Genomic DNA, 12,190 nt, shown 5'->3' on the forward strand with positions numbered 1-12,190 from the left:
CTGAAATGACGAAGCGATCCCAACTGTTCAAGCATGCCACCGCTGCTGCACTCACCTTAAGTCTGGCACTTCCGCCGGCATCCGCAATGGCTTCTCAGCAAAGCGCCACCGCACTCATCCCTGTACGGGAGGCAGCCGAGGGGTTTGGCGCGCAAGTGGATTGGGTGCCGGACAACCACAGCATTATTATCACCAAGGACGGACATAAGCTGGAGCTGACCCTTGGTTCGACGGAAGCACTGGTGGATGGCAAACGTGTTGTTTTGGAAGAGCCTGTACGCATTACGCAAGGCCGAGCGCTAGTGGATGCCCAATGGTTTACTAGCGTGTTTGGGGAAAATGAATCTGCCGATGCGGATGCAGGAGTGACGGACACCGCCGACTTGTTCCTGAACGCGTTGCTTGCCGGGAACGGTACCGAAGCGGCGAAATATGTAAGCACCTCTGCTTCGGCTTACCTTCCGGCTCCCCTGCTGAATCAGCTCTGGGCCAATTATGAGACCGTGTTCGGCAAAGCGGTTGGCACGCCTTCCAAGAGCGTATCGATCAATTCCGTCCACCGCAACGTGACGTACGTCTTTCAGACTAGTGCCGTTCCTGTGAACTTAACGCTGCGGCTAAATGCCGCTGGTGAGATCGACGATATGTATATCGCCGCTGCAGCCGAATCGGCCTACCAGAAGCCGGCCTATGAAGACCCCTCCGCTTATACCGAGCGGGAAGTCACCGTTGGGGAAGGCGCCATGGCCTTACCGGGCACCCTAACGCTGCCTGCGGGCGAAGGCCCATTCCCTGCCGTCGTGCTGGTGCACGGCTCCGGCACTAACGACCGGGATGAGACGATCGGCGGCGGCAAGCCGTTCCGTGATCTGGCGGTGGGCTTGGCGAAGCAAGGCATCGCCGTCCTGCGGTACGACAAAGTGACGTACGAGCATACCTTCAAAGTCGCCGCCGATCCGAAGTTTACGCTGAAAAAAGAGACGGTTGACGATGCCTTGAAAGCGGTGGCGTTATTGAAACAGACACCGGAAATCGATGCCTCGCGCATCTTCGTTGCGGGCCACAGCCAAGGCGGTTATGCGATGCCGCTGATCATCGCAGGCGATACCAACGGCGACATCGCCGGGACGATTCTGCTGTCCGGGCCAAGCGGCAAGTTCGCCGATCTGTTGGCGGAGCAGCAAGCCGGGCTCGTCAGCCGCGTGAAGCAGCTGGGGTTGGACTCAGCACCGTATGAGCAGCAAGCTGCGGTGTATACGTCCATCGCTGCGATGGTTAACGACCCGCAGTATACGGTAGATCATATGCCAGAGCAATTCCCGGCCCAACCGGCTTACTGGTGGTTCGAGCAGAAGAATTACGTGCCGACCGAGCTCGCCAAACAGCAATCCGTTCCGATGCTGATCCTGCAAGGCGAGAACGACTGGCAAGTGACGATGAAACAATTTGAAGGCTGGAAAACCGCCCTGCAAAACCGCAACGACGTCACATTTAAGTCTTACCCGCAGGTCAACCACCTGCTGGCTAAGGTGGATGGCCTTTCGATCGGCGCCGAATACGCCCAGCCGTCCAACGTCTCCAAGGAGATCATCGACGATATCGCCGCTTGGCTTCTGGGAATCAAATAAGGCGCGTGATGCTTGCTGACTGCCACGGCGTCTAGTGAGCTCACCAATAAGGCCATAATAAAAACGCCTGCGCAAGGGTCCCTCCCTGCGCAGGCGTTTTTGCCGTGCACTGCATGCTGATCGGTGGCTGCCGCCAGGCGCGCCTACATCAGCATGCCCATCTCCCGGGCCGCCTCCATCAGGATCGGCCCGTACTCCTCCAGCCGCTGCAGCGTCAAGCGGCTGACCGGCCCCGACACGGACAGGGCGGCGGCAAGCTTCCCTGTCCGGTCAAAAATCGGCGCGGACACCGCCGACGCCCCCGGCTCCCGCTCCTCGTAGCTGGTGGCATATCCGATCCTGCGGATATCCTCCAGCTGCGCCACATAGGCCGCCTTATCGATCGTCGGCGGCCAGTCCGGGCTGTCCAGCACCGCTTGGAGCACTTCGTCGCCCGAGTAGGCGACAAGCACCTTGCTGGACGCGCCCACATACAGCGGCAGCCGCGCCCCGACCGGCGCCACCCGGCGGATGGCCTGGTTGCTCTGCACCGCCTGAATCCGTATCCGCTCGATGCCGTCGCGTAAATAGAGGCTGACCGTCTCGCCAAGGCGGTCGCGCAGCCGCTCCATCTGCGGCAGCAGCAGCACCGCGGGATCGTCGCTGTGGGACATATGGGTCGACAGCTCCCAGATCTTCAGGCCGAGTCGATACTTCTCCGTAGCAGGATCGCGGATCACATAGCCCCGATCCTCCAGCGTGGTCAACAAGCGATGGACCGTGCTTTTATGAAGGCCGATTTCGGCGGCGATCTCCGTCAGCCCCAAATCGCTTGCTTTTGTGAAGCATCCCAAAATATCCAAAGCCCGCTCAACTGCGCGCACCGTCAGCTTCCGATCTTCCATCCGGCATCCTCCTTAGGTTTCACTATATGAAACTCGGTTACATAAATTATATGAAAGAAGCGAATTTCCGTCAATGAAACACCTTCCATTGACATTCACTGGGGATCGACTTACGATTAAATCCAGGAGAATCGTGTTATTTCGACATTTTCTTCGATTCCCAACATTAAAAGCGTTTTCTTATATGGTAAACAGTCCAAAATTTAATCATATCATCTAGTAATGGGAGGGGAAGCGTATGAGCCACACCGGTCGAAATGATCTTCCCTTGCCTCCTTCGGCGTACGTTTCCGGCGATGTTCCCACGGCGACTGCTCGGCGAATTAGCATCAAAAACATTATTATTGCCCTCTTACTATCCGTGCTGTTCTTCTTCTTCTTCTGCTTCATCTCGCTGCACGGCTATATCGCCTGGGTGCTCTCTAACCCCAAAGTAGCGCCGCTTTATTCCAATCCGAAGCTGTCTATTAACTTGGATTACCAGAACATCACCTTCCCTGCGGCTGACGGGAGCCGAATGATGCAAGGATGGTATATTCCAGCAGAAGATTCCGACAAGACGATCGTATTCAGCCATGGGTATGGGGCCAACCGAGAAGAGTATTGGATCCCGATGTATGATCTGGCCAATTTTGCCCATCGTCTGAATTTTAATGTCCTGATGTTTGATTATGGCTTCGCCGCACAAAACAGCAAAGAGGTTGCCACCGGCGGCAAAAAGGAAGCCCAACAGCTGCTCGGAGCGATTCAGGTTGCCAAACAATTGGGCAGCCAAGAGATCATCGTCTGGGGTTTCTCCATGGGAGCCGGCACCGCGCTGCAAGCTGGTCTCAAAAATCCGGATATCGACGGCATGATTCTCGACAGTACGTTCCTGTTGGAGCCGGATACGATGTACCACAACATCCGCCAGCATATCGATCTGCCGCGCCATCCGTCGCTGGAGATCATCGGCATGCTGCTTCCAGTGCTCAACGGTACCAGCCTGCGGCAAATTCCATATAGCCAGGTCAAATCGGAGGATTATCCTTTTCCGATCCTGTTCATCCACGGTACAGAGGATGAGAAAGCGCCTTACCCGATCGCCGAGAAACTGGCGGAGAACCAAACGAACCCCACTTCCGGCGTATGGATTGTAGACGGCGCGCATCATGAGTTGATTTTCCGCGAGCATCCTAAGGAGTATCTGCGCAAGGTGTCGCTGTTCCTGGGCCAGATCAAGCTCGCAACGCAAAAAACGAATATTCAAACCGGGTCCGCATCCGAATAGCATAATCCAACCCTCCTCACCAATAAGTTAGTAGTAATGTACTTCTTATCCCCGAGGAGGTAGGCCGAATGTTGTTCGTATACGGGCCTTTTTTGCCTGTACGCATATTAGAGGAAATCCGTTTCTGGAAGCAGCAAGAAGCAGAGCATACAGAAGTGATTCAGGCGATCGTGCCCAGCCTGGAAGCCGATTATGTGAAGCTGCTGGAGGAATGGAAGCCGATTTTTGAAGGGACGGAGGCCGCCGCTGACAGGCTGCTGCAATACGCCTTGGCTACGCCCCATGCCGCTACGAGTCCAGAGGTTATCCGCCAGACGGAACGGCTTCTGCGAGCCTCGTGTCAACAGTCGCAGGAATTTATCCGCCACCTGGAATACATGCTGAAGCACAGCGCAGCCGTGAAATCGGTACCGCTGGCGCCCGTGGTGCTGCTGCACATCATCCGGGAATCTGCGTACTTCCTTGAGGTGCTTGAACGGCTAAATCGGCCGGGAGAAATCGCTGGCAGCATGGCCGCAGCGCCGCCGTATCCCGATCCGTATCACGCGGCTGGAGCGCAGCCATTCTATCGTGAAGAAGAGTCGCAGGAGCTAGCGGCCACCCCCACCTCTGAGCATCCGGAACTGACGGACGACGTGCTCCCTGCCATCACCGATGAGTTGAACAGATCCGAACCCTCTGAGGTGGCAAACCCGCCCGAAGAGCCAGACGGAATAGAAACAGCCAACATCTCCGAAGCCAGCCTTGAAGTGGAAGCTGGGCAAGAACATAACCAGGAAGAACAGGAACAGGATGAACTCAGCCTTCGCCAAGAACCAACCGCTGATGACAACACGGAAACGCCCACGGCGCGCATACCAGAACGGTCCGTCCCGATCGGCGGACATACCCTCCCTCCGCTGCCTTATCCGTACAATGCGTTGGAGCCATATATCGACGAACAGACGATGCGCATTCATCACGACAAGCATCATAAGACGTATGTGGACGATTTGAACAAAGCGGAGCTTAAGCTGCAGGACGCACGGAAATCCGGTAATTTTGATTTAGTGAAGCATTGGGAGCGGGAGCTCGCCTTTAACGGCGCAGGGCATTATCTGCATACGATTTTCTGGGACATTATGCATCCGAAGGGCGGCGGCAAACCGCAAGGCGAGCTGCTGGAGCAGATCAAACGGGATTTTGGCAGCTACGACGCGTTCCACAAGCAGTTCTCTGAAGCCGCAGCCAAAGTCGAAGGCGGCGGCTGGGCCATCCTGGTGTGGAGCCCGCGCGCTCACCGGCTGGAAATTCTCACAGCAGAGAAGCATCAGAACCTGTCGCAATGGGACGTCGTTCCACTGCTTCCGCTGGACGTTTGGGAGCATGCCTATTACCTGAAGCATCAAAACGCACGCGCCAACTACATCAAAGATTGGTGGAACGTCGTCTATTGGCCCGCCGTCTCCCAACGCTACGAAGCCGCGAAAAAACTAAAATGGCAGCCGTTTTAATCGGCTGCCATTTGACGCTAAAAGACCTCTGGTTCCCGAGGCTAATCCTCGAAACCAAAGGTCTTTAATAAAGACTATTCCTTTATGAGCGAAAGGAACTCCGCCCGGGAAGCCGCATCCTTACGGAAGCTTCCGCGTACGGCCGAGGTCACGGTTTTGCTGCCGGGCTTCTTGACGCCGCGGGAGCACATGCACAGGTGCTCGCCCTCCACAACAACCATGACGCCTTTGGGTTGCAGCACTTCTTCCATGATGTCAGCAATTTGCGAAGTAATCCGCTCCTGCACCTGCAGGCGTCGGGTTACTGCTTCTACCAAACGGGCCAGCTTGCTGAGCCCGGCGATTCGACCGCTTGGAATATATCCAATATGGGCTTTGCCGAAGAAAGGCGCCATATGATGCTCGCATTGACTGTAATAGACGATGTCCTTTACAATGACAAGCTCTTCATGGTTTTCTTCGAAGGTAACTCCCAGCACATCCCGAGGATCGACTTCATACCCGGCAAAAATCTCTTCATACATCCGCGTCACCCGGGCCGGTGTTTCGATCAGCCCTTCGCGTTCCACGTCTTCCCCGATCAGCTTCAAGATTTCCCGAACATGATATTCGATTTGCTCCCGATGATCGCCTACCCGTGTATTAACGTAATCTTTCAATCCGGACATCTTCAGCGCCCCTCCTTTCATAGAGTATGGCGAAACGTTACTTTATTTTCTCTTCTTCGTCGGCCGTCCCGCCCCCGGCAATGGGCCACCTTGATTTTTCATCATCTGCTGCGCGCGCTGCATTTGCTTGCTGTTCAGGTTATACCCCATTTGCTTCGCCATTTTTTGCAGCATTTGCGGGTCGTTTTGCATTTTCGTTAACTGTCTGCGGAGATAAAAGACCCCGATCACAAAACCGCCAACCAGACCGACGATTAAAGTAATAATTGGAATAACGATATCCATGTTTCAGCCACCCCTGAATAATAATCGTGTCACCTTAGCTTGTAAGGCTTGCACACTCCAAATATCATAGCATCCAGCCTCACGTGATTCAAGGATTCACGCCAAAACTGCCTCAATAAACAACGTTGTCTCTGTGGCGAGGTCAATCTCATTCACGTCCAGCTCATCGCCGGTTCCGCGTACGATCCGAATCACCGGTCGGCCTGGTAATCCCCGGTGCTGTCGGACCACCACGCCGGTCTCCTTCGTCCCAAGACGAACCGAAGTCCCGTTCGGGTACACGGAGATAATGCGCATAAACTCCACCAGCACCTCGTGATCCAACTCCTGTTCCGAGCAGGCCATCAAATGCTCGCAAGCCTCATGCGGCAGCAAGACCCGCCCGTCCTTGCTTGCACCGCTGACCAAATTATCGTACATGTTCGCAACAGCGACGATGCGTGGAAACAGATGAATTTCATCCCCGGATATCCCCCGCGGGATTCCTTTGCCGTCCAGCCGTTCATGATGTTGCAGTGCCGTATGGGCAATCAACAGATTAAATTCGCGTTTGTGGCGAAGCAGTTCATAGCCTCTCCAGGTGTGATGATGCTTCGGGTCCTTGGCGTTGGCGCCTTCCGGCAGCGGCACCGATTTGCCGATATCGTGCAGCAGCGCGCCAATCGCCAAATCCTTGAGCTGGGAGTACCCGAGCCCCAAGTTCAGTCCAATCATCGAGGAGATCAAGCTGACGTTCACCGCATGGATATATGCGGCATTGTCCGCTGTCCGAATGTCGGTGAGCTGTAACAGAACCTCTTTGTTATTCAACACGTCGGTTAACAGGGAATCCACGCTGGCGTTGATTTTGCGTGTGCTCCAATCCTTACCGGAACGAATCGCCTGCAGCGTCTCGGACATTTCCCGGAACATCGCCTGCTTGGTCGCCTCGCTGAGCACATCTTCGATTTCGATATCATCGAAGTCCGGATCTTTAATGTATAACATGGTCACACCGATCCGCTTAAGCGTGTTAATCATAAAAACCGTAAGCTGAACCCCTGCCGACAATAACACGGTGCCGTTGGCGGAATACACCGTTTTACCTAAATATTGCCCCGGTTCGATATCCTCGATACTGATGAAACGCATATTTTATGTTATCCCCCTTGCTGGATATCAGTCCCCGTTGGAAGCCTGCAGCTTCTGCTTGGCTGTCTGAAGCCGAACCCGCACTTCTTCCTCCTGCTCGGCGTCAAGCGCCCGGTCGATCGCTTCCTCGGCCTCCTTGCCGCCGATTCGGCTCAGCGCCCAAGCTGCAGTTCCTCTTAGCTCTGGCCGCGGGTCATGAAGCAGTATATCTATTAATTTCGGCACGGACGCCGAATCTTTGAAGTTGCCCAGCGCGATGACCGCGTTGCGTTGGATCGGTTTTTTGCCCCTCCAAGCTGCAGCGCTGTCACCAAAACGTTCTTTAAACTCACGGTTACTTAAGTCCAGCAAGGGGAGTAACAGCGGCTTAACCGTTTCGGGATCAGGGGCCAACTCCGGCCGATGATTCCAGGACTTGCCTTTATTTTTCGGGCAGACAATCTGGCAAGTATCACAACCATAAAGGCGGTTGCCCATCTTCACCATAAATTCCTCGTCCAGAAAGCCTTTCGTTTGCGTCAAAAAAGAAATGCACCGCTGTGCGTTTAACTCCCCGGGACCCACTAACGCTCCCGTCGGGCACGCGTCGATGCATTTGGTGCACTCACCGCAATCCTCCTCCACCGGGGTGTCGGGAGGAAACGGAATATTGGTGATCAGCTCGCCGAGGTAAATCCACGAGCCCCACTTGGGGGAGATGATCGCGCAGTTTTTCCCCTTAAAGCCGATCCCTGCACGATCCGCCACCGCCCGGTCCACCAGGGCGCCGGTGTCGACCATGCTCTCGATCCGCGCTTCGGGGACGCGCTCGCGGATGAAGGCTTCCAGCTTCGCCATCGCCTCGCGAAGCACCTGATGGTAGTCCCGCCCCCAGGCGGAGCGGGCCAGAATGCCTCGCCGTTCGCCGGGCGCTGACTTCGGGGGATTCTCCATCTTCGACGGATAGGCGACCGCGATGGATATTAATGAAGCCGGCTCCGTAAGCGATAATTCCGGATACACCCGCTTGTCCAGATCCGGCTCCTCAAAGCCAGATTCATAGCCTTTATCCCGCCGGTCCTGCAAAATTGCCTTCAGCGACAAGAACGGATCCGCGCTGGCAAAGCCGATATCGTCGATCCCCAGCTCCGTTGCGGCCTCCTGTATCTCCCGCTTCAGCTGCGCCCAGCGGTTGCCTCCTTCCGGTAAACGCGTTGTGCCGGTTTCCGCCATAGACATATGTCCCCCTCCTTCCTGTTCATGTTGCCGTAAAGGCTGTCTGTTGTATTTTTAAGAAGATAAGCGTTTAATCGCTTCCCTTGCTAACTGGTCGCAATAATTGTTCAGCTCGTTGTCGCTGTGTCCCTTAACTTTGATGTATTCCACCTTGTGAATGCCCATAAGCCGCCACAGCTCCTCCCAAAGATCGCGGTTCTCGACAGGCTGGTTCTTGCTGTTCTTCCAACCGTTCTTTAGCCAGCCGCGAATCCAGTTCTGCTGAAAGCAGTTCACCACATAAGCGGAGTCGCTGTAGACCTTCACCTGACAAGGCTCCTTTAATTGACTGAGCGCGGAAATGACCGCCTGGATTTCCATGCGGTTGTTGGTGGTCATTTTTTCGCCGCCGGACAAGTCCTTCCGATGCCCATTAAACATCAGCACTGCGCCCCAGCCCCCTGGACCCGGATTCCCGGAGCACGCCCCGTCCGTATAAATCGTCACTTCCTTCACAGTTCTTCCTCCCAAACTAACGGCTTATAAACTACGGATCTTTGGAATCGGCCAAAAAACGAACTCAGCGCGGCCAACGATCCACTTCTCTTTCACGCTGCCAAAATAGCGGCTGTCCTTGCTTCGTCCCGCGTGACGGTTATCCCCCATCACGAAATATTGTCCGTCCTCCAGTTTCAGCTCCGGCATGTCGCCGTCCTCGATAACCGAGTCGGTGTACGGCTCGTCCAGCGGCTGCCCGTTAAGGAGCAGTCGGCCGTCTCGCACCTCAACCGTATCCCCCGGAACCGCCACGATTCGCTTCACCAGAAACGGCTTCCGGTCCGCATCCACACTCGGATCCTTCAGCACGACGACCTCGCCGCGCTTCGGATGTTGAAACCGATACACCAATTTATCCACGAACAGCCGCTCCTGCTCTTCCAGGGTAGGCTGCATCGATTGTCCCTTCACCATGGATAAGTTAAAAACAAATACGTTTAACAGCAGCATAATGACAAAGGCAATCACGATCGTCTTCAGCATCTCCCACAGTTCTGCGGCCCATCGCGATTGCGGAGCGTCCGCTTGCGGTTCATTAGCAGAGCGTTCAGGGGCTAACGCTGCCTTGTGTTCCGAATCCATCATCGGTTCCATTGTGCACCTCATCAAAAATGAAACAAACTATATAAATAGAAAAGCATATCCTTCACCCATTTGCAACGGATGGAAGATATGCTTCAACATTTCCCATTTCTGTCATGGGAAGTTTCATCAATTGGATCCCGTCAGCGTCCGGGCTGCGATGCCAAGCTTCTGGAAGGCTTCCAAAAACTTGCCTGCCCCATAGCCCATCGCCTCGTAGAGCGGCATGATCGCTTTATTATGTTCATCTCCTGCGACCATAATCCGACGGACATTCCGCTGCTGGAACCGTTGTTCCATTGCGGTTACAAGGCTGCGTCCAACGCCGCGCCGGCGGTAATCAGGATGTACGGCCATGCGGTAGATACATCCCGTGTTCTGATCGATCGTCCCGATCAATACCCCTTTGATCTCTTCCTCGACTTCTGCAACCATAATCAGCTCAGAATCCCAAGAAAGTTGTCTGGCAAACGCGCACTTGGTGTCTTCGTAGCAATCCTCCGATAAGGCCAACTGCAATAGCTCCATCACTTGATTTACATCACTCAACTGAAAGGAACGAATAAGCATGCTAAGATCTCCCTTTTCTTCACGCAAGATAGGCCGATGTAAAACATACCCCCCTGATTTACATCAACCGAATATTTGATTCCAGACAAAAACGAGAAAAAAACAGCTTCCTTGTCCATTAAACCATAGATATCTCCAGAATACATCAATTTTCTTCTGAAAGCGCTTTAAATTAAGCGGTTACAATTATGAACTTTTACAAACGCCCCTGTCTTGACTCGATTTTATGCATATATTTTTATGCGCTGCCAATAATAGGATTGTTATGCGAGTGTTAACGGCGAGGAGGCGATGCCTTCCTTAACACTCGGATGACGAAGCGGGATTTAATTATTAACGGGAGGTAAGAACAACCATGGCACATGAATTGCCTGCTTTGCCTTACCCGGCAAATGCACTGGAACCTTATATCGATGAACAAACGATGATCATCCACCATGATCGGCACCATAACACGTATGTCACCAACTTGAACGCCGCGTTGGAAAGCGCGCCGGAACTGCAGAGCAAAAGCGTGGAGGAGCTGATCTCCAACCTGGATGCCGTTCCCGAAAGTATCCGTACGGCGGTGCGCAACAACGGCGGCGGTCATGCCAACCACAGCTTGTTCTGGAAGGTCATCGGCCCTGGCGGGGGCGGTGCGCCAACCGGTGCAGTCGCTGCCGCGATTGACAGCGATCTCGGCGGCTTCGATAAATTCAAAGAGGACTTCACCAAGGCGGCGACCACCCGTTTCGGCAGCGGCTGGGCATGGCTGGTCGTTGGCAAGGATGGCAAGCTTGCCGTCACCAGTACGCCCAACCAAGACAGCCCGCTCTTCGAAGGCTTAACGCCGATTCTTGGCCTGGACGTATGGGAGCACGCGTATTATTTGAAATATCAAAACAAACGACCGGATTACATCGCGGCGTTCTGGAACGTTATCAATTGGGACGAAGTGAACCGTCGGTATGAGGCTGCGAAAAAATAACGCTGCGTTCACGACAAACGAAGGAGGATACATCTATGGCAGAGCAAAAGCGTAAATTGTCGAATGACCCGGAGGAGCTTCTCGCCGCTAAACACGCGGAGGACGCGCATAAGCAGCAATTCACGAACTTCGCCCACAGCGTCACCGGCGGCGGGGCCACCCCCGACCTCGGCAAAGTCTCGGACGAGGAACACCGCGAACCCGACACCCAGAACCATATGAAATCTGTGGAGAACCGTATGATGTAATTGCAAAAAAAGGAAGGCGCATGAGATGCGCCTTCCTTTTTTGATGTTCGCGGGGTGCGGCGGTCTGTGGCGGGGAACGGCTGATAGCGGTAAAAAGTACCGTTATTTCCCTCATGCAGAGCGGATGCACCGTAATTAACGGTAATTTATGCCCTTATTTAGCCCGGTTACTGCCACAACAGGCGAAAATACCGAAATTAACGCCCCTTTTTACCGCTAATGGGTGCTAAATGGGGATTCCATGCAAAAATAGCGGTATGATTTACCGCTATTTTGCTAACGAGAATGTGCATTATCCCTTTGATTCAGGACTAAACCAATCTCCACTGAACGTATGGCTGTTGCCCCTCTGATTCCTGCTCGTATGCGGTTACTGCCCTGATCCCTGATTGCGTGCTGTTGCTTGCCTGCTTCCTTTGCTTCTTTGCTTCTTTGCTTCTTTGCTTCTTTGCTTCTTTTCTTCTATGCTTCTATGCTTCTATGCTTCTATGCTTCTTTGCTTCTTTGCTTCCTCTTCTTCCTTCGCTTCCTTCCAGTGTGCTTCTCCTCGCAGTGCGCTTCAGCGCATTAAGCGCCAAAGTACCTGTTCAGAATACGCAGGAACACGTTCGGGAACGCCAGGTTGTCCATGTCTTCCCGAGTGATCCACCGGTACTCGGCTGCGGTGTCATCGGCGGCGGCCCCGGCGTCCAAGGCCTGCGGCTGGGCC

12 protein-coding genes and 1 pseudogene are annotated in these 12,190 nt (G+C 54.2%); 5 read left to right on the forward strand and 8 right to left on the reverse strand.

Annotated elements, in window-relative coordinates:
- The first annotated feature begins 5 nt into the window (after positions 1-5).
- A complete protein-coding gene (locus tag PBA01S_RS12995) occupies positions 6-1,628 on the forward strand; it encodes an alpha/beta hydrolase family protein (RefSeq protein ID WP_127576131.1) in 1,623 nt (540 codons plus the stop codon).
- 143 nt (positions 1,629-1,771) lie between these two features.
- Here the strand turns inward: PBA01S_RS12995 and PBA01S_RS13000 are convergent, their stop codons facing one another.
- Positions 1,772-2,512 carry an IclR family transcriptional regulator gene (locus PBA01S_RS13000; RefSeq protein WP_028539412.1) on the reverse strand — a complete coding sequence of 247 codons (741 nt, stop codon included), beginning with the start codon at positions 2,510-2,512 and terminating at the stop codon, positions 1,772-1,774.
- 238 nt (positions 2,513-2,750) lie between these two features.
- Here PBA01S_RS13000 and PBA01S_RS13005 point away from each other — a divergent pair, with 238 nt between their 5' ends.
- Together PBA01S_RS13005 and PBA01S_RS13010 are read left to right on the forward strand one after the other, a co-directional pair.
- Positions 2,751-3,782: an alpha/beta hydrolase gene (locus PBA01S_RS13005; protein ID WP_028539411.1), complete on the forward strand. Its 1,032-nt coding sequence runs from the start codon at positions 2,751-2,753 to the stop codon at positions 3,780-3,782.
- A 68-nt stretch (positions 3,783-3,850) separates the two neighbouring features.
- Entirely contained in the window at positions 3,851-5,275 is a 1,425-nt protein-coding gene (locus PBA01S_RS13010; RefSeq protein ID WP_127576132.1) for a Fe-Mn family superoxide dismutase, read from the forward strand.
- 74 nt (positions 5,276-5,349) lie between these two features.
- On the opposite strand, the gene folE is transcribed toward PBA01S_RS13010, so the two are convergent.
- The 7 genes and pseudogenes from folE to PBA01S_RS13045 all read right to left on the reverse strand — a co-directional run bounded on the left by folE (position 5,350) and on the right by PBA01S_RS13045 (position 10,263).
- Entirely contained in the window at positions 5,350-5,943 is a 594-nt protein-coding gene (gene folE, locus PBA01S_RS13015) for a GTP cyclohydrolase I FolE (RefSeq protein ID WP_028539409.1), read from the reverse strand.
- Positions 5,944-5,985: 42 nt separating this feature from the next.
- The gene (locus tag PBA01S_RS13020; RefSeq protein WP_016313545.1) at positions 5,986-6,228 is read right to left on the reverse strand and encodes a YneF family protein; all 243 of its coding nucleotides are present in this window, start codon (positions 6,226-6,228) and stop codon (positions 5,986-5,988) included.
- A gap of 96 nt (positions 6,229-6,324) precedes the next feature.
- Positions 6,325-7,359, reverse strand: coding sequence for an HD-GYP domain-containing protein (locus PBA01S_RS13025; RefSeq protein ID WP_028539408.1), 1,035 nt, complete (start codon positions 7,357-7,359; stop codon positions 6,325-6,327).
- A gap of 45 nt (positions 7,360-7,404) precedes the next feature.
- Positions 7,405-8,577: pseudogene (queG, locus tag PBA01S_RS13030) on the reverse strand (tRNA epoxyqueuosine(34) reductase QueG); the annotation flags it as partial.
- A 51-nt stretch (positions 8,578-8,628) separates the two neighbouring features.
- Positions 8,629-9,069: a ribonuclease HI gene (gene rnhA, locus PBA01S_RS13035; protein WP_009227070.1), complete on the reverse strand. Its 441-nt coding sequence runs from the start codon at positions 9,067-9,069 to the stop codon at positions 8,629-8,631.
- A gap of 24 nt (positions 9,070-9,093) precedes the next feature.
- The gene (gene lepB, locus PBA01S_RS13040; protein ID WP_028539406.1) at positions 9,094-9,705 is read right to left on the reverse strand and encodes a signal peptidase I; all 612 of its coding nucleotides are present in this window, start codon (positions 9,703-9,705) and stop codon (positions 9,094-9,096) included.
- Between the two features lie 117 nt (positions 9,706-9,822).
- On the reverse strand, positions 9,823-10,263 hold the full coding sequence (locus tag PBA01S_RS13045) for a GNAT family N-acetyltransferase (RefSeq protein ID WP_028539405.1): 441 nt from the start codon (positions 10,261-10,263) through the stop codon (positions 9,823-9,825).
- A gap of 355 nt (positions 10,264-10,618) precedes the next feature.
- On the opposite strand from PBA01S_RS13045, the gene PBA01S_RS13050 reads away from it, so the two are divergent.
- A complete protein-coding gene (locus PBA01S_RS13050; protein ID WP_028539404.1) occupies positions 10,619-11,233 on the forward strand; it encodes a superoxide dismutase in 615 nt (204 codons plus the stop codon).
- Between the two features lie 35 nt (positions 11,234-11,268).
- Entirely contained in the window at positions 11,269-11,481 is a 213-nt protein-coding gene (locus PBA01S_RS13055) for a hypothetical protein (protein ID WP_028539403.1), read from the forward strand.
- The last annotated feature ends 709 nt before the right edge of the window (positions 11,482-12,190 follow it).

It is taken from the genome of Paenibacillus barengoltzii NBRC 101215, assembly GCF_004000745.1.
GTDB lineage: Bacteria > Bacillota > Bacilli > Paenibacillales > Paenibacillaceae > Fontibacillus > Fontibacillus barengoltzii.